The organism is Facklamia sp. P12950 (assembly GCF_050409465.1).
In the GTDB taxonomy this organism is placed as follows: Bacteria; Bacillota; Bacilli; order Lactobacillales; family Aerococcaceae; genus Facklamia.
In genome coordinates this window covers 1-21,625 of sequence record NZ_JBNUPK010000011.1, presented here as the reverse complement: position 1 = coordinate 21,625, position 21,625 = coordinate 1, and the positions used below count along the sequence as shown (strand labels likewise).

Below are 21,625 nucleotides of genomic sequence, written 5' to 3'. Positions count from 1 at the left end.
ATCTGAGCGAGTTTTTTGCTTAATCCACCAAATTATGTTGGAAAGCATATATCGTCGCTTGTGTGCGATCATCCACTTCTAATTTTGATAGGATATTAGAGACGTGGGTTTTTACCGTCTTTAAAGTGATAAACAACTCTTCTGCAATCGCTTGATTGGAATACCCTCTAGCAATCAATCCTAAGACTTCACGCTCACGATTGGTCAAATCATCATGCAGATGGACTTGCCTTTCTTCGGTTTCGCGATTTAGCATCTTTTGCGTAACTTCATCCTGCATCACACTCTTACCTTGGTAGGTTGAGCGAATAGCCTCGGCGATTTCTTTAGCTGATGAAGTTTTTAGGATATATGATTGAGCTCCTGCTTCAATAGCTGGATATACTTTTTCGTCATCTAAGAAAGATGTCACGATAATAATTTTAGCTTCGGGCCACTCTTGCATAATTTTTTGCGTAGCTTCAATTCCGTCCATGGTATCCATGACTAAGTCCATCAAAATAACATCCGGTCGTAAATCCAGGGCACGATGATAACCTACTAAGCCATTATTAGCTTCTCCCACCACTTCCATATCTTCTTGAATACTTAGATAAGACGAAACACCTAGCCTGACCATTTCGTGGTCATCAACTAATAATACTTTTATCATACACTGACTCCTTTATTTTATAATTTTATTTTTTAAGTTTATAAGGCAACTTAATATCGACAACCGTTCCCTGCCCTGGAGAAGAAATTATCGAAACCGCCCCTCCCATCCCCTTCACTCTTTCTTGGATATTGGTTAAACCATAAGAGCCTGACTTTTTCGATTGAACAGGATCAAAGCCACGTCCATCATCAACAATGCGAATATTTATCATATCCATTGTTTCTCTTAGATAAACATCTAATTTATTTGCTCGAGCATGCCGCATAGTATTCGACACCGCTTCTTGAATAATCCGAAAGAGATGGTCTTCGATTCCCGTTTCTAGTCTAGGATCATCTAATTCCCAAGTCAGTTCTAGAGGTATTTTGGCTTGTAGTTCTAATAGCAAATTATTAATTCCTTGTTGCAGTGATTTTCCTTGTAAGTCAACCGGTCGTAAATGTAAGAGCAAGGCTCGCATTTCAGTTTGAGCATTTCCAATGACCGATTCAATTTTTTCAAGCTTAGCACTTAATTTAGGGTTTTCCTCTTCAGGATAGGATTCAGTAATAGCTGACAACATCATCATAGCAGCAAATAATTGTTGGGATACCGAATCATGAAGTTCACGTGCTATGCGACTACGCTCATGTTCGATAATTTCTTCCTTAGTCTCTTCACCGACAAAGACCGGAGCAGCTGTAAATTCTTGTAAGTCTTCAGTCAAATCAACCAAGCGATTGCGCAGGCGGTTAATATCTTGGGCCAAGCTATAATCTTGTGTATAGAGACTGGATTTACGGTTGGTTTTATTGAAGATCGGATGGTGATATTTGCCTAACAATAACCAATTGATTTTTGCTCGAATCAGTTCATAAGAATCATTTAGTGAAAAGGTAAGATATAAACTATAGATGACTGAGAAGGCAATAATAATGGCTACTACCCAGATAAATAATCGAACGTCCCAGATCTTAATTATAAAAAGGTCTTCAATATTAAAAGCTGGTAGTTGCCATGCACAAAGACCAACCACAAAAAAACAGATCAGCAATGTAATAATTAATTGATTGAGTAAGATACGAATCCATAACCGTAAATTCATAAAATAATCACCTCAACATCTCCTATAAAGCTTGAAATAATAACATTTAATTTGCGGTTAGCCTGTTGATAATCGGGACTACGCCATTTAAAGTTTTCCAATGTTAATACATAGTCTTGAGATTCAAATAAAACATTGCCACTAATTAAAGATATATTCATTTTCAAGCCAATATCCCTCGGAATGATTAAACGAACACGGCCAAACATTTTTCGAATGACTACCGTATGCTCACCTGCTGGAATGAGGGTATTCCCTAAATCAATAATAGAATTTCCACCAAAATATACAAGATTAATATCATCCCACTCATATGAAGTCTTGGTTCCTTCTTCTCGCATATCAAAAAGAGAGCGATATTCTAAGATTGTTCGCTGCTGGTCTTGTGGTTGAAGCAGTTTAATCCCGTAATAACTCTCAGACTCTTTAGGGGCTGGATGTAAAACACTCTCCGAAAGATTACCCATTTCATGGATATGCTCTTTTTTAAAGACAATTAAAGCGAAAAAGATGGTTAAAAGAAATAGCCAGAATGATTTGGTTAAAACAATCGTCATAATAACCAAAATCAAACCCAATCCTAAAGTCAATCGGTTCAACCAATAGCGCTCTATATAAAGGCTCAAACTGATGAGCAAAAATCCTCCTGCAAACATTCCAAGAAAATGCCAATCTGTAAGTAATTCTAATATAATTAAAAAGATACAAAGAATCATCGTGAGAAAAATACGTTTGCGAAAGAAGTCTTTCATTGGAATACCTCCCTTCTGTTAAGTCATTGCTATTATTGCATAAAAGATAAACTGAAAAAAGATAATACTTTGCTTATCTTCCATCTATTATAGCAAACAAATCCTAGAAAAAGGCATAAAAAAAGACCCCCAAAAGGAGTCTAACTGTTGGATAAATTATGCCTTAGCCACCTTAGTAATTTCCACATCAAATGAGCCGCCCGGTGTTTCAATAGTTACTTTATCACCCACTTTATGGCCTAATAGAGCTTTGGCCATTGGCGAATCGTTAGAAATCTTATATTCCATTGGGTCTGCTTCAGCAGAGCCAACAATGGTATATGCTTCTTCAGGACCATCAGGCAATTCGTTAAAAGTCACGGTACGACCCAATGTTACTTCATTAGCCGCAACATTTTTATCATCAATAATTTCAGCAAAGCGCATCATATTTTCTAATGTTGAAATACGTCCTTCAACGAAAGCTTGTTCATCTTTTGCTGATTCATATTCTGAGTTTTCAGAAAGATCACCAAAAGACCGGGCTACTTTAATGCGTTCAATAATTTCAGCTCGTTTATTTACTTTTAAATCTTCTAATTCAGCTTCAATTTTTTTCTTACCTTCTAGGGTCATTGGATATGTTTTATCTGCCATCTGTTAATACTCCTTCAAATTAATTAATAATTGTGTTAATTTTAGTAACTAATAAATCTATGGCCACATGATTATGGCCGCCTTCCGGGACAATAATATCTGCATAGCGTTTAGTTGGCTCAGTAAATTGATGATGCATCGGCTTGACAACTGTTTCGTACTGTTCAAGAACAGATTCTACAGAACGTCCTCTTTTAATGACATCGCGTTTAATTCTTCTAGAAAGGCGAATATCATCTTCCGTATCGACATATATTTTAATATCACATAAGTCACGAATCATTTTATCTTCAAAAATTAAAATCCCTTCTAAGATTAGCACGTCACGTGAAGCTTCTCTACGTGTTTCAAGTGAACGCGTGTAGTTCACAAAATCATAAATAGGGACTTCAATTGTTTCACCTCTTATAAAAGCTTGGATATGTTCAAAAACTAAATCATTGTCAAAAGCAAAGGGATGGTCGTAATTCGTCTTTAATCTTTCCTCAAATGTCAGATGGCTTTGGTCTTTATAATAATTATCTTGTGCTAAGACCAAAACGGACATCTCAGTAAACTGTTCTAATATTCGCTTGCTAACACTTGATTTACCAGAACCTGATCCACCAGTGACACCGATGATGATGGGTCTATCCCCCATTACTTCACTCCCTTAATTGACAAATACATAAAGAAAGCAACCACCCAATAAGAGGTGATTACTTGCTTTCTATTGAACTTGCTCAAAACTATACTTAAGAAAATAACATATAAATTAGCTGAATGCAAGCCATTTCATATTATTTCTTTTTTAGTATTCAAATGCTTGTTAAAAGTTTCATTTGTTGTTCTTGCTATTCTTCTTCTAATTCTGCATTTTCTTGACTCGCTTCTTTTTTTGCTTCATCAAAGAATGGTTGAACGTATTGTTCTACTAAGGCACTATGCTCAGCTTCTGTTGCAGAATAATAGATTTTGCCTGTATTCATATCTGCGACAAAGTAATAGTTATCTGAATAAGTTGGATATATAGTCGCCATAATCGATGATAGAGAAGGACTATTAATCGGTCCTACTGGCAACCCGCTATGTTGATACGTATTATAAGGCGAATCTACTTCTAAATCTTCATAAGTAACCAGCTCTTTATGCTTGCCAAGTGCATAAATAACCGTAATATCACTTTGTAGAGCCATTTCAATGTTTAGACGGTTGAAGAAAACTCCTGCAACTAAGGCGCGATCTTCATCAGTCGATGCTTCTCGTTCAACAACCGAAGCCAGACTCAACAACTGGTGATAGTTTAACCAAGTATTGCTAAGGTCTTCTTGCAATTTCTGAAATTCAATATTAGCTTTTCCAACCATATTAATGATTAAATCATCAGCCGTCATGCCAGCAATATAATCATAAGTAGCTGGGAAAAGATAACCTTCTAAACGATATTTTAATCCTTCAATCTCAGATAGTGGTTGAATCAAGCTTGGAAAACGCCTTAACAAGTCTTCAAACAGCTCTTCACTTTGAACGCGATCAATAAAAGTATCAGCTTCAATTGGTGTTTGTTCAGCCACTACTTGTGCAATATCAGTTATTTGCATGCCTTCCACAACAGTCAGTGTGGTATCAATATCTTCTTGGATTGGTTCGCCACCTTCCTTTAAAGTTGCAATCAACTCTTCTGCATTCATATTAGGCTTTAATTGATAATAGCCTGCTTGAAAGTCACTAGCTCCTTTAAATTTCATAAACAAATTAAAAATTTGACTATTGTTAACCAGTTTTTCATCTTCTAAAATTTGTGCAATATCACTAGAAGTCGACCCGATGGGAATCGTCACTTCGATTGCCTCAGAACTATTGGCATCCACCGGCCCTAAATCTTTATCCAGTTTCCAATAAATGAATAAGGTGCCTACTACGATAATAATCAAAAATATCCAAAGAATGATTTTAATTACTCGATTGGTCCAAAGTAATTCTTTAACATGCATGGTTTCATTTACTTTTGCATCTTCTTGTATTCTATTCCAATCTATCTTCATACTTCCTCCTAATAGCCTAATGTTGTAAGCATTATAGCAAATAACACAGTAAATAACTATCCTGACCTAATTAATGAATGATTAAATTAATGTTTCAAGCTTCATGATTTTATAAGAGAAAAAGCTCTTGCCGATTTCATCAATCGGAAAGAGCTTAGCTTTCTTAACTATTCTTCTTCATCTGCCAAAAATGTATTTAATACTTCGTCAATCATGTTCCATTCTTCTTCAGTTTCGATCGCTTGTAAATCACCAGAAGTCCCATCTGGATTTTCTTTATAGGAGTAAGCTTGAATTTCTACTTCTTCTTCTTCATTTGCTCCAGCTGGATAAATAAGGACATAGGATTTATTATAGTCTTGTGAATCAAAGGTGAATAGAATTTCATATAACGATTCGTTGCCTTCTTCATCGACAACAGTAATGTAGTCAATTTCTTTTTCTGCGTGTTCATGATTATGTTCTTCTACCATCTTAACACCCCTATTTCTTATAATCTAAGTAATTTTGTAAAATCATCACTGCCGCTAATTTATCAATTACTTTTTTGCGTTTTTTACGTGAGACATTCCCTTCTTCAATCAGCATCCGTTCTGCTTGAGAAGTAGTCAATCGCTCATCTTGATAAATAATTTGACAGTCTGGGACAATTTTATGCAGTTTTTCACCAAATTTTTGGGAAGCCTCTGCTCTTGGTCCTAATGTATTGTTCATATTTTTTGGTAAGCCAATAATGACTTTATCTACTTTATACTCTTCGATGAGTTCTTGAAGACGTTGATAACCAAAGTTATCCGATTCTTCATCAATCGGTATAGTTTCGATTCCTTGGGCTGTCCAACCCATTAAGTCACTAATAGCAACCCCTACCGTTTTAGAACCCACATCTAAGCCCATGCTGCGATTTCCAATTGGCATGAACTAAGACTCCTTCTTAGTTAGATAATACTTGACTAATTTTTCGACAATTTCATCGCGTTCATGACGACGAATGAGATTACGCGCATCATTGTGACGTGGAATATAAGCCGGGTCACCTGATAAGAGATAGCCCACAATTTGATTGACTGGATCATACCCCTTCTCCTCCAATGCGCGATAGACAATCTCTAAGCTCTCGCGAACTGTATGTTGGTTTAAATCATCTAACTTAAAGAGTATTGTTTCATCTAATGATTGCATAGATGTATTCACCGAACCTTTCTTAATCTCATCAACTTAATACATCCCTAGTTGATTTGTTAGCTATTATCTCCAGTTTACCATAAATGCCTATAAAAAGGCTCTTATTGTGCTTTATTTATAGCTTTTTCACTATTAAAATTGTGTTTCAGGCTAGATCAGTCTATTCTCAATCTCTTGCGGCACTGCTTCTAATAACTGAGGAATAGCCGCTGGATTTTTACCCCCTGCTTGCGCCATAGTCAAACGACCTCCTCCACCACCTTTAATATGTTTTGCTAATGGTTTTATTAAATCTCCCGCATTAATGCCCTTAGCCACTGTTTCTTGATCGACTAAAACTAACAGATTAGCTTTTCCCTCATGAGAAGTGGCTAAAACAAGGATATTAGAAGCAGCTTTTTCTCGCCATGTATCGCCTAAAGATCTTAAAGAATCCATATTTTGATTGTCTACGCTGGCTGCAATAAAGCTAATGTCTTTAACTGTTTGAACATCATCAAAGATTTCATCTGAAGCTTCCTGCATTAAGCGTGCAGTCAAGGAGTCGATTTCAGATTGCTGTACTTTAAGATCCTGTTGTAACTGTTCAATCTTGCTTAGCAGTTGATCACTTTGGCTAACTTTCAATTGATTTTGAACTTCTTTTAGTAGCGATTCGTTCTTTTGATAGTTGGCGATAGCTGCTTGACCTGTTAAGGCTTCAATGCGGCGCAATCCTGCTCCTATACCACTTTCAGCCATTAATTTAAAGGTTCCAATCTCATTAGTATTGTTAACGTGAGTTCCTCCACACAATTCGATGGATTCATTGCCTACATTAACTACGCGAACAATTGACCCATATTTTTCACCAAAGAGTGCCATGGCTCCCATTGCTTTTGCTTCATCAATTGGCATTTCACTTATGTCAACATTAATAGCGTTTTCAACCATAAAGTTTACATAGGATTCCACTTGTTTAAGTTCTTCGGCTGACATTTTACCAAAATGTGAAAAGTCAAAACGTAAGCGATCTGGCCCCACATACGATCCTTTTTGATTAGCGTGGTCCCCTAAAACTTCTTTTAAGGCCTTATGTAATAAGTGAGTAGCTGTATGGTTTTGATTGGTCCTCATTCTGGCTTGACGGTCAACTGTCAAAGTATAAGACTGTTCGCGATTTAACGGCATTTCCAATGTTTTCACCTTATGCATAAATTGACCATGAGGACTCTTTTGAACATCTAGGACCTCTGCCAGCATTTGATCGCCATCAAAAATCCCTCCTAAATCGGCTACTTGTCCCCCCATTTCGGCATAAAAAGGTGAGCGGTTAAAGAATACAATCCCTTCACTATTAGCTGGTAATTGGTCCACTTCTTGGTCATCGACGACAATATATTTCAATGTCGCATCTGAACTTAATTGTTCATAACCCACAAAATCAAACTCATAGTCAATAGCTTGTAGAGTTGTCGATTGGATCGCCATCGATCCTTCATCTGTACGTGCGGCACGGGCTCTTTCTCTTTGTTCTTCCATGGCTATCTCAAAACCTTCAATGTCTACTGTTAGCCCTTCTTCATCAGCCATTTCTTGCGTCAATTCAAGTGGGAAACCGAAGGTGTCATATAAATGAAAAGCCCTGTCTCCATTAATAACCGTTTGGCCTGCTTGACGAACCGCATTAATCACTTGATGAAGTTGGACTTCGCCTTCTTCAATTGTTTCATGGAAACGTTGTTCTTCTTTTAAAAGTACTTCTTTAACAAAGTTTTCTTTTTCGATGAGCTCTTTATAAGGATCACCCATCATAGCCACAATAATTGGCACTAAATCTGAAATAAACAGATGATTAATTCCTAATTTACGACCATGCATAACTGCACGACGGATTAAGCGTCTTAAGATATAACCGCGTCCTTCGTTAGAAGGTAAAGCTCCATCAGCAATAGCAAAGGATACCGCACGGATATGATCAGCAATAACTTTAAAAGAGGTATCTGTTTTTACATCATCACCATAATTGACAGTTGTCAATCTACCAATTGCTTCAATGATCGGCATAAATAAATCTGTTTCGAAATTTGTCGGAACATCTTGCATGACCGAGGCCATCCGTTCTAAGCCCATACCTGTATCAACGTTCTTGTTAGGCAAGGGTTGGTAGCTTCCATCTGGCATATGATTGTATTGTGAGAATACTAGATTCCAAATTTCTAAGTAACGTTCATTTTCTCCTCCTGGGTACATTTCAGGGTCATCAGCTGAAAGGTTTTGATAATTTTCCCCTCGGTCGTAGAAGATCTCTGAATCGGGACCACATGGTCCGGCACCAATATCCCAAAAATTATCAGCCACAGCCACAATATGATCTTCATCTAAACCACATTTTTCTATCCAAATCTGCTTAGTTTCTTCATCTTCGGGATAATAGGTAACATATAGGCGGTTGGGATCAAAATCCAACCATTTTTCTGAAGTTAAAAATTCCCACGCCCATTGAATGGCTTCTTCTTTAAAGTAATCCCCTATGGACCAGTTACCTAGCATTTCAAATAAAGTATGGTGTCGTGCAGTCACACCAACGTTTTCAATATCGTTGGTACGAATACACTTTTGAACATTGGCAATCTTGGGATTGTCAGGAACTTCAGTTCCATCCATGTATTTCTTCAAAGCAGCAACCCCTGAGTTAATCCATAACAGCGTTGGATCGTTAATTGGAATGAGGTTAGCTGAGGGAACGATTTGATGATTTTTCTCTGCAAAAAAATCTAAAAACATCTGACGTATTTCTTTACTCTTTAATGGTTTCATGCCGCATTCTCCTTCAATAAAAATAAAGAGTCATTATATGCAAGGGCGCTTAACCACGGTACCACCTTGCTTATAATAACTCTTGGTTATCTTCTTAAGTGACTGTTAACGCCAGCAAAACGCCAATCTTTCGAATGGTCCGTATGAGGGAGCATCAATGTCTTGATTACTTGCACCAAATGTAATCTCTCTAGAATGACCTGACATGTCCTCTACCTTTAGTAATATAGCAATTTTTATAAAAAAGGTCAATCCTGAATAAAAAAATCTTGCCAGTTAGTATATAATCATTAATAGAAAGTTTTTCATTGAAAAGTAGGTGATCGTACGATAAATTCTTTAGTAAAAGCCTAGGCATCCATAACACCTTTAGAAAATCAAGGAATTGAAGAAAGATAGAAGTTGTAACAAGTTATATAATTAATCTTGAGGACCAGTTATTAAATTAAAATTAGCTAAATAATATTTATAAAAGGTGGTGAAACTTATGAATAAAGATAATCACAAGAAAGATTTAAAAATTGAAAACATTTTGAAAATCTTTCCAATTATAGGCATGATTGGCGTAATCATAATTATATCCGTCTTGCTATCAGGCTTGCCTAAGTCTAATCCACTTTTTTCGATTGGATTGTCCTTAGGGTTAGCTTTACTTTTTATTTCAACAGTAGTGTATATTGCCACATGGCTGATGGAAATAAATTTAGCTTATAGTAGAAAACAATATTCTCTGATGGCCATCTTGATAATCGTCGGCATCCTTTCTGTTTTATTTGAAATTATAATCAATAGATAATGCGATTGAAGTTTTAATTATCAAAACCCCCTAAAGAAACATTCTTTAGGAGGTTTTGCTAGTTACTATTAAAATCACACAAAGAAAGCTTTATTACTATACAAAATCTTCCGGCTTGAGTCCTTCCATGCCAATCATGGGATCGACTTGCCAGATGGTTTGGTCATTTAAGACAAAGCTTGCTTTTGACATTTTGCTTTCTGCTACTTGAGTAACACTTGCTGTATGATCCTCTTGCTTTTTGCTTTTTGTCAGCTCTCGCTTCTTTGCTTGCTCAGTCAAGTTTAATTGTAAGTATTCAGCTAATTTGGTTTTGCGTTCTATTTGAACTTGTGAAACCGCCTTATTAAAACTTTGAGGGTTCCCTACCATGACTAAGGATTTGACCGCCCTTGTCACAGCAGTATAGATGATGTCCCTTCTTAACATGCGTGAATAGCGATCAACCAATGGTAAGATGACTAAGTCATATTCTGATCCTTGTGCCTTATGAATGGAACAACAATAAGCCAGAGTCAGCTGATCCAGTTCATTTTTACGATAGTGGATTTCATTGTCATCAAAATCAACAATCACTTCTTCCACATTATTTGAACTTTCTTTTGCCGTTAAGATAGCAGTTATCTTGCCAATATCCCCATTGTAAACACCCTCTTCTGTATTATTTACCAGTTGAAGAACCTTGTCTCCTATACGGTAGACTTGGTCAAAATGTTTTATCTCACGTTTTTTTGAACTAGCAGGATTCAACATTTCTTGCATCAAGTCATTGATCTGATTGATGCCACCTGGTCCCTTATACATAGGGGCTAGGACTTGTAGCGTTTGGCTATTAAAGCCTTTTTTAATTGCTGCTGCTACAATCTGTCCAACCACATCACTGACTTGCTGAGCAGAGCAAGGGATAAATGAACGGTCATTATGCTTGGCTAAAAAATCCTCTGGCAGATAGCCTTGACGTATATGGTGAGCTAAATGAACGATGGATGAATCATCGGACTGACGATAAATTTTGGATAGCGAAACAGTTGGAATCAGACCCGAATCAATCATATCTGAAAAAACTTTACCTGGTCCTACTGAGGGCAGTTGGTCCTTATCCCCGACAAAGACTACTTGCATTTCATAGGGAATGGCTTGTAGCAACCAATTCATTAACCACACATCAACCATTGACATTTCGTCGATAATTAAAAGGCTGCCATCAATTATCATCGGTTCAAAGTCTCTTAGCGTCGACTCACGATTATAACCAATTAAGCGGTGAATGGTAGAAGCTGGCAAATGAGAAGTTTCTTGCATCCGTTTAGCCGCCCTGCCTGTCGGAGCCGCCAAACGGATTGGAGAATCAAAATTATCCTCATTTAGATCGGCCAGATCATAGCCATGTAAGATAGCATGTAAATAAATGAGTCCTTGTACCAAGGTTGTTTTTCCGGTTCCTGGACCTCCTGTAATAATAGAGAGAGGGGATTGAATGGCTAATTTTAATGCCTGCTGTTGCTCTTGATCATAGTCAATTTTAATTAAGGCCATAACATCCTCAATAGCTTGATCAATCTCTTCTGCTTCAAATCGCTTAACTTGTTCAGCCATCAGATAGTCGTGAATCTTTTTACTACTTCCGTACTCTGCGTAGAAAATTGAGGGAATAACAAGATCTTCTCCTAGCACTAACAGCTGGTCTTGAATAATTGCAAGATCCAACCCCTTGGTCAATAAATCATCCTCAATCAAAAAGGGGCGACTTTTTTCTAGGAGGTCGCGTGCAGTTCTCAACGAATCCGGTATCGGTACATAGGTATCTCCTTGATCGGTAGAAATTTGTGCCACCGCCATGGTAATAGCTGAAGCAATTCGTTCAGCGGCGTCGGGTTGAATGCCTAATTGTTCTGCTAACTTATCGGCCTTAGTGAATCCGATTCCTTCAATCTCTATTACTAATTGATAGGGATTTTCTTTTATTTGTTCCAGTGTATTCGATTGGAATTTCTTATAGATTCTATCTGCTAAATTAGGACCAAAGCCCCATTCACTTAACTGCATAAAAATACGTTCTGTTCCTTGAAATTTTAAAAGACTGGCCCTTAATTGATTGGCAACTTTAGCTGTTAAACCACTCACTTTGTCTAAAGCATTGGGATCATCAAGGATTTGATCAATTGCCGTTTCCCCTAATGACTCTACGATTTTTGTGGCTGTTTTAGGACCTACTCCTTTGAAACGATTGCTGGACAAATAATCAATTAAGCCCCTGCGTGAAGTCGGCATCAATTGCTGGTAGCGAGTGACTGAAAATTGCTGTCCAAAACGTGGGTGGTGGACTAATTTTCCAAAAAATTGATAGGGCGTATCGTAATGGATCGTAGTAAATTGACCCGTAATAACCAATTCTTCGTCTACCAAGAGACTCGTTTGATCTAAATCTACACTAATGCGCAAGACCTTATAAAAATTTTGGTCATTTTCGAAGATGGTACTTTCCACGCTACCTACTATTAATTCTTCCATCCACTCTCACCTCACTTGTATGTCTTATTATATCAATCTTTTTTATTAAGAACTAGAGCTTGCCATTCAAAGCTTGCCTAAGACTCTTACTATGTCCATAAAAAAATCACCCTAAATGCTCAGGGTGACTGACAGTTAAATATATTGCCGCATTTGATTATCTTTATAGGCCGCATCAATAATGCCACCTCCTAGACACTCTTGGTCTTGGTAGAAAACTACCGCTTGTCCAGGCGTAATGGCTCGTGCTGGTTCATCAAAAACCACTCGTGCTTTTTTCCCTTGGTCATAAATCGTCACTTCTGCTGGAACATCTTCTTGACGGTAACGAAATTTAATAGTGCATCTAAAAGTCCGATCACTCTTATCACCATCTGTAAAAGAAAGATCCGAAGCTTCTAAGTAATCAGCATATAAATGCGGATGGTGGAAGCCTTGGCCTACATAAAGTGTTTGAGTAGCCATGTCCTTGCCAATCACAAACCAAGGCTCATTGGAGCCATTCGATCCAGTAGATCCGCCTATACCTAAACCATGTCTTTGCCCAATTGTATAGTACATCAATCCCATATGGTCGCCTTTCACTTCACCATCTAAAGTTTTCATTTTACCCGGTTGGTTGGGTAAATAATTAGATAGAAATTGGTTAAAATCTCTCTCTCCAATAAAACATACCCCAGTAGAATCTTTCTTCTTAGCGGTTGCTAAGCCTGCTTCTGCAGCAATTTCACGCACTTGTGTTTTTTCCAAGTGTCCAAGTGGGAATAAAGCTTTTTGTAATTGCTGTTGAGATAATTGATTAAGGAAATAAGTCTGGTCTTTCCTTTGATCCGATGCACGCAACAAATGAACCTGTCCTTTGTCATCTCTTGCTGCTTGGGCATAATGACCCATGGCAATATAATCCGCCCCTAATTCGGTGGCATAATCTAAGAAGGCCTTGAATTTGACTTCTTTATTACACATAACATCCGGATTGGGTGTTCGTCCCTTGCGATATTCACTTAAAAAATATTCAAAAACGCGATCCCAATATTCTTTTTCAAAATTAACTGAATAATAGGGAATACCAATTTGTTCAGCGACTAAGGCAACATCTTCATAATCTTTGGTAGCCGTACAAACACCATTTTCATCCGTATCATCCCAGTTCTTCATGAACAGACCGACCACGTCATAGCCTTCTTCCTTTAGTAATAAGGCGGCTACCGAAGAATCGACACCTCCTGACATACCTATCACTACTCGCGTTTGTGCTTTATCTTTTGTTGGAGTCATTGGGTCTTCCTTTCTTTTAATATTTATATAAAGATTAAAAACGAACTCACCTTGAATGGAAAGTCCGTTTAGATACATTCAAAACTATTTTCTATTTTACTTCAACTAGAACGTTTCGGTCAACAAATCCGTCGAAAATGAAATTTATTTTTTCAATTACCATCTCGTTGTTGGCCAGGCTGAACACATTAACCGCCTGCAAACCGTTAGAATTTACGGTTGAAATTTTTAACCCATTTAAATCAGCATTAACAGTTACCTTTAAAACCAAACCTGTACGATGTGTCGAATCTAATTCTCGTTTGTATAAGTAGTTACCTCCACGTGTTTCATTGAAGCCATTATCTCTTAAAGTATAAGGTCTACATTCTGGACTGACTTCAAAAGTTCGATTGAATCCTAATAATTTTGCTTCTGGTGTAAATGCCATTGTTCTACTCCTTACTATTTATTTATTTTTATAATTGCTTCAATTAATTGATCAATCTCATTTTTAGTCGTATAACGACCAAATGAAATTCGAACACTCTCTTGCCAACGCGCTGGGTTATCTGGGTAATAAGCAGTTAGAATGCGACTGGGTTTTACTGAACCGGCTGAACAAGCGGATCCTGCTGAAAGATAAATGTCTTGCATGTCCATTTGAATAATCAACTGGCTAGCTAATTTTCCTTTAAACCAAATACTGTGTATGCGGTTATTATGATGATTAAGATCACCATTTCTTTGATAGTTAATGCTCGCTTCATCTAATCGTTGAAAAAAATATGCTGTTAGTTCTTTAAAATTTCCTTGTAGTTCTTCATACCCCTGATACATCAACTCCAAGGCCTCCACCATACCTAAAATATAAGGAAGGTTTTCAGTTCCTGAACGCTTAGTATATTCTTGATCACCACCTAATAATAAAGGATCTAAGGTCATTTCTTTGTTCCAAGCCTGATAGACCAGAAAACCAATTCCTTTTGGTGCATAAAATTTATGACCTGACCCGTTGAAAGAGCTACAAGGAAAATTTTGTGGGTTAATCGGTTGATAACCAACAGCTTGAGTGGCATCAACATGGAACCAATAGCCCTTTTGCTTAGCATATTGACCTAGGTCTTGGATAGGAAGTTGAGAACCCACTTCATTATTTACTGCCATAGCTGTCCAACCGATGGTCGTTTCTTTACTGGCTTCAATAAATTGCTGTAGTGTGAATTGATGGTTAGAGTCCGGCTGAATTCGGCTCACTTCAAACCCTCTGCTTTCTAAATCAAGAAGAACCTTATCCACTGCTGAATGTTCAATTGCTGTGGTAACAATATGATTACCTAGACCTAAATCACGTGCTCGAACAGCTTGTGATCGCAGTGCCCAATTGATGGCCTCTGTTGCACCGGAAGTGAAGTACAAATCAGCGTTTTCATCTAATTTTAACAACTCTTTTAAGCGTCGACGCGCTAAGGTCAACTTATTTTTACTTGCCTTTCCTAGCTTATATGTAGCAGAAGGGTTTCCAAAAGATTCTGCTAAAGCATGAGAAATTCGTGCTTGAACACGGAGGTCGACTGGGGTTGTCGCTGCATAATCAAAATATATCATTGCCTCACCTTTTCATTCCTAATACAACTATTATAACGTATTTTAATGATTTTGAAAGTGTTTACTTATAGAAATAAAAGGCGTATATTAATCAAAAAGAGCCTTTTGTGGTAAACTATACACATTATAAGGAGGTTTCCTAATGCAACAACCTTTAGCTTATCGCATGCGGCCGCAGCACATTGATCAAATCTTGGGACAAACTCACCTTGTAGGATCTGGCAAAATTATCCGTCGAATGGTTGAGGCCAAACGTCTTTCTTCTATGATTCTATATGGTCCACCAGGTACCGGAAAAACGTCGATTGCTGCTGCTATTGCTGGTACTACGGAATATGCTTTTCGTCATTTAAATGCAGCAACTGATGCAAAAAAAGATTTAGAAGTTGTCGTCACTGAAGCCAAAATGTCAGGTACCTTGATATTACTATTAGATGAAATTCACCGTTTGAACAAGCTTAAGCAAGACTACTTGTTGCCTCATTTAGAAAACGGACGGATTATTTTAATAGGTGCGACTACTGAGAATCCTTACATTTCGATTAATCCTGCCATTCGCTCACGTACTCAAATTTTTGAAGTCAAACCTCTATCCAGTCAAGAGATTCAAGAGGGGTTACAAAGAGCGATTAAGGATGTTGATCATGGCTTGGGCAAGTATCCAGTTGAAATTACCAAAGACACCCTTGAACATTTTTCATCTGTAACAAATGGCGACATTCGTTCAGCCCTCAACGCATTAGAGTTGGCCGTTCTTTCTACAGCTGAAAACGATCAGGGTAAGATTGTAATCACGCCAGAAATTGCTGAAGAATGTTTACAGCGTAAACGATTAAGCCATGACAAAGATGGTGACAATCACTATGATGTCATCTCTGCTTTTCAAAAGTCAATTCGAGGATCAGATGTGGATGCGGCTATGTATTACTTAGCTATTCTTTTAGAAGCTGGCGAATTAGTCATCGCTTGCCGACGTTTGTTAGTTATTGCCTATGAAGATATTGGTTTTGGCAATCCGCAAGCTACTCAACGAACAGTAGCGGCTGTTGAAGCTGCTGAAAAGTTGGGCCTACCAGAAGCACGCATACCTTTGGCTTTCGCTGTGGCAGATTTAGCCTTAAGTCCTAAATCCAACACCTCCTACCGTGCCATTAATGCGGCCCTGGCGGATATTGAAGCTGGACACACAGGCCCAGTACCAGACAGCTTAAAAGATGGACATTATGCGGGAGCAAAAAAATTAGGTCGCTCCATCGGCTATCAAAACCCTCACGATTATCCCAATCATTTTATCCGTCAACAATATCTTCCCGATCCCCTTAAAAATAAGCAATACTTCAAAGCCGAACCAACAGGAAAATACGAAGCTGCTATTAACCAATACTATCAAGAAATAAAAAAACAGCAGAATTAGCTTTACATGAAGGTTTAGTTATGAGTTTCGATTTTTCTTTCTCAATACAATAAGCTGCTAACGACCAATAATGTAAATGCTTTCATTTTTTCAAACAAAACTATTGCAATTCAATCTCATCGTGTTATACTAGGTACATAGGAAATATATCTGATGTGTTCGAGAGATAGTCAATGTGTTGACCGAACATTTTACATTAGGGATTCTTCAATCGAATACCTATGACAAGCCATCGCATGTGGAAGTCAGAAGCATTTCGTGAGAACCCCACCTGATTGCTAGCGGGTTCAACCTAGCTTTATTGAATCGGCACGATTCGGATATATTTTGAGAGCTGGCAATTGCCAGCTCTTTTTTAATGAATCTTTAGATAGAATTGAGGTTAATAATGCTACAAGCTTTGCTCTATGCCTTCCCATCGATATTAATGATTTTGGCCCTCTATATTTTTTACTTCCGACATTCCTTACTAAAATTGCTCAAGCTACAAGACCTTAGGATTTTCAATTTAATCGCACTAACCTTTTTTTTATTAGCTATTTTAGGCTTTATCTTAATCTATTTACAATTAAAAATTTGGAGTCTTGTCTGGCTAGTCCTTGTTTTGATTTTGATTACCATGGTCTCTGTGCTCATCTACTTTACTCTTAGGTCGCATTAACTCATTCAAATTAAAAGCCCTTCAAAGCTAATAACTTTGAAGGGCTTCGTTTATTTACGTAAGATAACGACTTCTTCTGCTTGGTCTACTTCATTTAATTTGACTGCCACTTTTTCTTCGCTAGATGTCGGGATATTTTTACCGACGAAATCAGCGCGAATTGGGAGTTCACGATGACCTCTATCCACCAGTATTGCCAATTGAATTTTGGCTGGACGATCTGACGATAGAATCGCATCCAGTCCTGCTCGAATGGTTCGACCTGTATATAAAACATCATCCACCATAATCACAACTTTATCACGCATTGAGTGAGAAAAGTGAGGGGGTTGAACAACAGGTGCTTCATTTTTAAACTTGTGGGTCAAATCATCACGGTAAAAAGAAATATCTAACTCTTCTAGCTCTACTTGAATAGCTTCAATTTGCGAAATTTTTTCAGCTAAACGATGGGCTAAATATATGCCTCTTGTTTTAATTCCTACTAATACTAATTCTTGGACGTTCGGATTCCGTTCGACAATTTCGTGGGCCATTCTCTTTAGAGTTCTATTGATCGCTTGCTCATCTATAATAATATTTTCAGCCATTCATGTGTCTCCTTCAGTTTGGTATCTCTAGACTTCTTTATTTTCTTCCCTTAATAATATACCAAAAGAACGTCATTCTCAAATGAGAATAACGTTCATACCAACTTATCTTAATGATTATTTTTGATTTTTAAGACGCTCAACGTCACGAGCAATCGCAATTTCTTCGTTAGTAGGAATGTTGATAACTGTTACCGTAGAATCATCTGTAGAAACGATGGCTTCTTGGCGTGTGTTATTACGCTCTTCGTCAATCTTAACACCCATATAACCAAAGTTTCTCATAGTGATTTCACGTGTTTCTTTAGAGTTTTCACCGATACCGGCAGTAAAGACAATCACATCTACACCATTCATCACTGCTACATATTGTCCAATGTATTTAATAATACGATTGAAGAAAATATCTAGAGCTAGTTGTGCACGTTCGTTTCCTGCTTCTGCAGCTTCTTCCACATCACGCATATCGGATGAGACACCTGAAATACCGAGTAAACCAGATTTTTTATTGAAGATAGTTACCATCTCTTCAATGCTTTCAATACCTTCCTTTTGCATGATGAATGGAATTGCAGATGCATCGATATCACCGACACGTGTTCCCATTGTTAAGCCAGCTAGTGGAGTGAAGCCCATTGAAGTATCAACAGATTTCCCTTTCTCCACAGCAGTAATTGAAGCTCCGTTCCCTAAATGACAAGTGATAATTTTAAGATCTTCAATGGGCTTACCTACGATTTCAGCTGCACGGTGGGCCACAAATTGGTGACTTGTCCCATGAGCTCCATATTTACGAACGGAGTAATTTTCATAGTATTCGTACGGAATGCTGTATAAATAATTTTCAGCCGGCATTGAAGTATGGAAAGAAGTATCAAAGACTGCTGCCATGGTAGCATGTGGTAATTTTTCTTGGAATACACGAATTACGACTGCTTCCGCAGGGTTATGTAAGGGGGCGAAATCTCCCAATTCTTCAATGTTTTTGATAACTTGCTCATCTACTAGAGTAGACTCCTTGAAGAGTTCTCCACCAGCTACTACACGGTGTCCGACACCGGTAATTTCTTCAAAGTTTGTGATAACTCCTAAGTCTAGAAGTTTAGTTAGTAATAAATCCACTGCACGAGCATGATCTGCAATATCTTCGACTATTTGAAACTTTTGATCTTCACCATTAGCGTCCGTATATTTAATTTCTAATTTTGAATCGCTTAATCCAATACGTTCAACTAATCCTTTAGAAACCAATGTTTCTTCAGGCATCTCTATGATTTGGAATTTCAAACTTGAAGAACCCGCATTAATCGCCATTGTTTTAGACATTTACAATTTCCCCATTTCTTTGTTAGTTCATATAAGTCTAGTATATCATGTTTATCCTTACACCGTAAACACTGATTCAAAATTTTGTGAAGTTTTTAATAAAGTTTGCTCTGTCCTTCAAAAGTTTAATAATTATTAACTTACTGATAATAATAAAGAATTAATGAATTAAAAAACATTTTTGGCGCTTTCTATTGATCCCTATCATGCTCTGACTATTTTTAGGATAGCCAATACTTTATTGTGCTTGAGGGTCAAAGTGATGAGTTTTATTAAGATTAAAACTCATATAATCAAGGTCTCAACTTGCCCATCACAACAATTACTCATCAACACCCATTTTTCGACTTTGTTACCCGCTAAATAGCATAATTATACCTTAAATTTTCCGTCATTTTACATACAGGCTGGGTGGCTTTTTCACTGGCTGATGGTCCATATAAAAGTGTTCTGAACAATAGTTAGAATATATTTTTCTTCAGTTGTTCCCACCTTTAGAATTTGTCTCTTTTTCATTAACACCATTCAAAGACTCTTTATCATACCTTAACTCTCTTTATCCGATGGTATTTATATTTTCTTTAACTTTTTACAAAAGTTTTGCTAATTGTACCATCAGGATTTTCTATGATAACTAAATGACCTATTTCTCCCTTATCATTTTGGCTAGGTTGAATAGAATATTCAACTTTCTCAATGGCTTTGTCATGTAAAATATATTCAATCGAAACCAATTCTCCATCTCCATTTTTTAAAGTCATAGTTGTTCCTATGGTGTTTCCTTCTTTATCTTTAAATGCTGACTGTTCAATAGTAGGGACTTTTTCATTTTTTATAAAGGTTTCTTTTTTCAACCCCTCTGCATTCGTAATTATAATTAAATAACCTCGATCTCCGTTTTCGTCTTTATCATAAGTGATTTTAACATCTGGGGCTATTTCTTGTTTGCCAATCAAAATATGTTCGTTCAATAAAACTCGCTCTGCATCATCTTTAACTAAAACAGTGTATCCTATAATACTTCCTTGATTATCCTTAAAAGGGATTTTTTCGATGGTTGGAACTTTTTTGTTTTCCACAAAAACTTCTTCAAAGTCACCATCTGGTTTATAAATAATCACTTTATGACCCGTTCCCTCAGCAATAATTTTAAGCTCAGGTTCTTTGCCATCGGGATCATTTAAAATATGGTGAGTGGCGATCAACTTTTCTTGGCTATCTTTGATGACAAATGTTTTGCCAATAATTTGTTCTTGAAAATCCTTCAAATCTTTAGTTTCAACAACTGGTTGCTCATTTTCAAGATTACTTGACTTGTTTTCTAAAAATATCTTCTCTTCTTCCCCGGTCGGCTTTAAAATATTGACCGTGTATCCATACACACCCTCTCTTTCTGATTGATTCACATTAACTTTTACTGATTTCCCATTGCTATCATTCAAAATGTTCTGACTTAAAATGATATTTCCTTCATTATCTTCAATAATAATGGTCTTACCTATATCATTGCCCTCTCCATCTTTGATTGGCTTTTTATGAATAATCGGTGATTCTCCATAAAGTATGTTTTCCATAACTTCTATCCTCCTCAAGAAACTATAAAGCTATTAAGCTCAATCATTTTTATATAAATAATCATATATCTTTCTGTCTTTAAAAACAACTCGCCCATTTAAAAACTCTCTTCATCCATTTAAGAATGAAGAGAGTCCTATTTAAAGATCTTACACTAGCGTCTTAGCCTACAGTTTATTGGTTCTCACTTAGGCGTTTTTTTAATTCTGCTACAGAAATTCCTAAGCCCATTGCCAGTAAAGTAAGACCCATTGCTACATATTCTCCTTCATCAGAACCAGTATTAGGCAGTAAAATCCCTGACTTATTGACAGTTACTTCTTCACCCTTAGGAGTAGTCTGGTCTAGATCTGGTGTTGGATCTGGATCTGGTGTTGGATCTGGATCTGGCGTTGGATCTGGATCTGGTGTTGGATCTGGATCTGGTCTTGGATCTGGATCTGGTGTTGGATCTGGATCTGGTGTTGGATCTGGATCTGGTGTTGGATCTGGATCTGGCGTTGGATCTGGATCTGGTGTTGGATCTGGATCTGGCGTTGGATCTGGATCTGGCGTTGGATCTGGATCTGGTCTTGGATCTGGATCTGGCGTTGGATCTGGATCTGGTCTTGGATCTGGATCTGGTGTTGGATCTGGATCTGGTGTTGGATCTGGATCTGGTGTTGGATCTGGATCTGGCGTTGGATCTGGATCTGGTGTTGGATCTGGATCTGGTCTTGGATCTGGATCTGGTGTTGGATCTGGATCTGGTG

20 protein-coding genes and 1 other RNA gene are annotated in these 21,625 nt (G+C 37.4%); 3 read left to right on the top strand and 18 right to left on the bottom strand.

What is annotated here, in order from left to right; genetic code table 11:
- Positions 1 to 19 precede the first annotated feature (19 nt).
- From ACQV2Q_RS08365 to alaS, 10 genes are all read right to left on the bottom strand, one after another.
- Entirely contained in the window at positions 20 to 652 is a 633-nt protein-coding gene (locus ACQV2Q_RS08365; RefSeq protein ID WP_428874246.1) for a response regulator, read from the bottom strand.
- A 25-nt stretch (positions 653 to 677) separates the two neighbouring features.
- Positions 678 to 1,739, bottom strand: a complete 1,062-nt coding sequence (locus ACQV2Q_RS08360; RefSeq protein WP_428874247.1) for a sensor histidine kinase — start codon at positions 1,737 to 1,739, stop codon at positions 678 to 680.
- The gene (gene liaF / locus ACQV2Q_RS08355; RefSeq protein WP_428874248.1) at positions 1,736 to 2,491 is read right to left on the bottom strand and encodes a cell wall-active antibiotics response protein LiaF; all 756 of its coding nucleotides are present in this window, start codon (positions 2,489 to 2,491) and stop codon (positions 1,736 to 1,738) included. The genes ACQV2Q_RS08360 and liaF overlap by 4 nt, the downstream gene beginning before the upstream one ends.
- A gap of 156 nt (positions 2,492 to 2,647) precedes the next feature.
- Positions 2,648 to 3,127 carry a transcription elongation factor GreA gene (greA, locus tag ACQV2Q_RS08350; protein WP_428874250.1) on the bottom strand — a complete coding sequence of 160 codons (480 nt, stop codon included), beginning with the start codon at positions 3,125 to 3,127 and terminating at the stop codon, positions 2,648 to 2,650.
- A gap of 19 nt (positions 3,128 to 3,146) precedes the next feature.
- The gene (gene udk / locus ACQV2Q_RS08345; RefSeq protein WP_428882480.1) at positions 3,147 to 3,767 is read right to left on the bottom strand and encodes a uridine kinase; all 621 of its coding nucleotides are present in this window, start codon (positions 3,765 to 3,767) and stop codon (positions 3,147 to 3,149) included.
- A gap of 193 nt (positions 3,768 to 3,960) precedes the next feature.
- Positions 3,961 to 5,151 (bottom strand): endolytic transglycosylase MltG, encoded by a 1,191-nt coding sequence (gene mltG, locus ACQV2Q_RS08340; RefSeq protein WP_428874252.1) that lies wholly within the window; start codon positions 5,149 to 5,151, stop codon positions 3,961 to 3,963.
- A gap of 167 nt (positions 5,152 to 5,318) precedes the next feature.
- Entirely contained in the window at positions 5,319 to 5,624 is a 306-nt protein-coding gene (locus ACQV2Q_RS08335) for a DUF1292 domain-containing protein (protein ID WP_428874253.1), read from the bottom strand.
- A 10-nt stretch (positions 5,625 to 5,634) separates the two neighbouring features.
- Entirely contained in the window at positions 5,635 to 6,069 is a 435-nt protein-coding gene (gene ruvX, locus ACQV2Q_RS08330) for a Holliday junction resolvase RuvX (RefSeq protein ID WP_428874254.1), read from the bottom strand.
- A 3-nt stretch (positions 6,070 to 6,072) separates the two neighbouring features.
- On the bottom strand, positions 6,073 to 6,333 hold the full coding sequence (locus ACQV2Q_RS08325; protein WP_428874262.1) for an IreB family regulatory phosphoprotein: 261 nt from the start codon (positions 6,331 to 6,333) through the stop codon (positions 6,073 to 6,075).
- 153 nt (positions 6,334 to 6,486) lie between these two features.
- Positions 6,487 to 9,135 carry an alanine--tRNA ligase gene (gene alaS / locus ACQV2Q_RS08320; RefSeq protein WP_428882479.1) on the bottom strand — a complete coding sequence of 883 codons (2,649 nt, stop codon included), beginning with the start codon at positions 9,133 to 9,135 and terminating at the stop codon, positions 6,487 to 6,489.
- A gap of 487 nt (positions 9,136 to 9,622) precedes the next feature.
- On the opposite strand from alaS, the gene ACQV2Q_RS08315 reads away from it, so the two are divergent.
- On the top strand, positions 9,623 to 9,931 hold the full coding sequence (locus ACQV2Q_RS08315; protein WP_428874256.1) for a hypothetical protein: 309 nt from the start codon (positions 9,623 to 9,625) through the stop codon (positions 9,929 to 9,931).
- A gap of 96 nt (positions 9,932 to 10,027) precedes the next feature.
- On the opposite strand, the gene recD2 is transcribed toward ACQV2Q_RS08315, so the two are convergent.
- From recD2 to ACQV2Q_RS08295, 4 genes are all read right to left on the bottom strand, one after another.
- Positions 10,028 to 12,442, bottom strand: coding sequence for an SF1B family DNA helicase RecD2 (recD2, locus tag ACQV2Q_RS08310; RefSeq protein ID WP_428882477.1), 2,415 nt, complete (start codon positions 12,440 to 12,442; stop codon positions 10,028 to 10,030).
- Between the two features lie 135 nt (positions 12,443 to 12,577).
- Positions 12,578 to 13,720, bottom strand: a complete 1,143-nt coding sequence (gene mnmA, locus ACQV2Q_RS08305; protein ID WP_428875423.1) for a tRNA 2-thiouridine(34) synthase MnmA — start codon at positions 13,718 to 13,720, stop codon at positions 12,578 to 12,580.
- A gap of 91 nt (positions 13,721 to 13,811) precedes the next feature.
- Positions 13,812 to 14,150 (bottom strand): cysteine desulfurase, encoded by a 339-nt coding sequence (locus ACQV2Q_RS08300; protein ID WP_428874259.1) that lies wholly within the window; start codon positions 14,148 to 14,150, stop codon positions 13,812 to 13,814.
- 14 nt (positions 14,151 to 14,164) lie between these two features.
- A complete protein-coding gene (locus ACQV2Q_RS08295; protein WP_428882476.1) occupies positions 14,165 to 15,307 on the bottom strand; it encodes a cysteine desulfurase family protein in 1,143 nt (380 codons plus the stop codon).
- A 142-nt stretch (positions 15,308 to 15,449) separates the two neighbouring features.
- On the opposite strand from ACQV2Q_RS08295, the gene ACQV2Q_RS08290 reads away from it, so the two are divergent.
- Both ACQV2Q_RS08290 and ssrS read left to right on the top strand, forming a co-directional pair.
- Positions 15,450 to 16,721 (top strand): replication-associated recombination protein A, encoded by a 1,272-nt coding sequence (locus ACQV2Q_RS08290; RefSeq protein WP_428882475.1) that lies wholly within the window; start codon positions 15,450 to 15,452, stop codon positions 16,719 to 16,721.
- 144 nt (positions 16,722 to 16,865) lie between these two features.
- Positions 16,866 to 17,048, top strand: a non-coding RNA gene (gene ssrS / locus ACQV2Q_RS08285) — 6S RNA.
- Between the two features lie 384 nt (positions 17,049 to 17,432).
- Here ssrS and pyrR read toward each other — a convergent pair.
- From pyrR to ACQV2Q_RS08265, 4 genes are all read right to left on the bottom strand, one after another.
- Positions 17,433 to 17,972 (bottom strand): bifunctional pyr operon transcriptional regulator/uracil phosphoribosyltransferase PyrR, encoded by a 540-nt coding sequence (gene pyrR / locus ACQV2Q_RS08280; RefSeq protein ID WP_428874395.1) that lies wholly within the window; start codon positions 17,970 to 17,972, stop codon positions 17,433 to 17,435.
- Between the two features lie 117 nt (positions 17,973 to 18,089).
- Positions 18,090 to 19,298 (bottom strand): acetate kinase, encoded by a 1,209-nt coding sequence (locus ACQV2Q_RS08275; protein WP_428882473.1) that lies wholly within the window; start codon positions 19,296 to 19,298, stop codon positions 18,090 to 18,092.
- Positions 19,299 to 19,879: 581 nt separating this feature from the next.
- On the bottom strand, positions 19,880 to 20,872 hold the full coding sequence (locus tag ACQV2Q_RS08270) for a hypothetical protein (protein WP_428882472.1): 993 nt from the start codon (positions 20,870 to 20,872) through the stop codon (positions 19,880 to 19,882).
- 175 nt (positions 20,873 to 21,047) lie between these two features.
- Positions 21,048 to 21,625: hypothetical protein (locus ACQV2Q_RS08265; RefSeq protein ID WP_428882471.1), on the bottom strand; the 578-nt coding region annotated here is incomplete at its 5' end.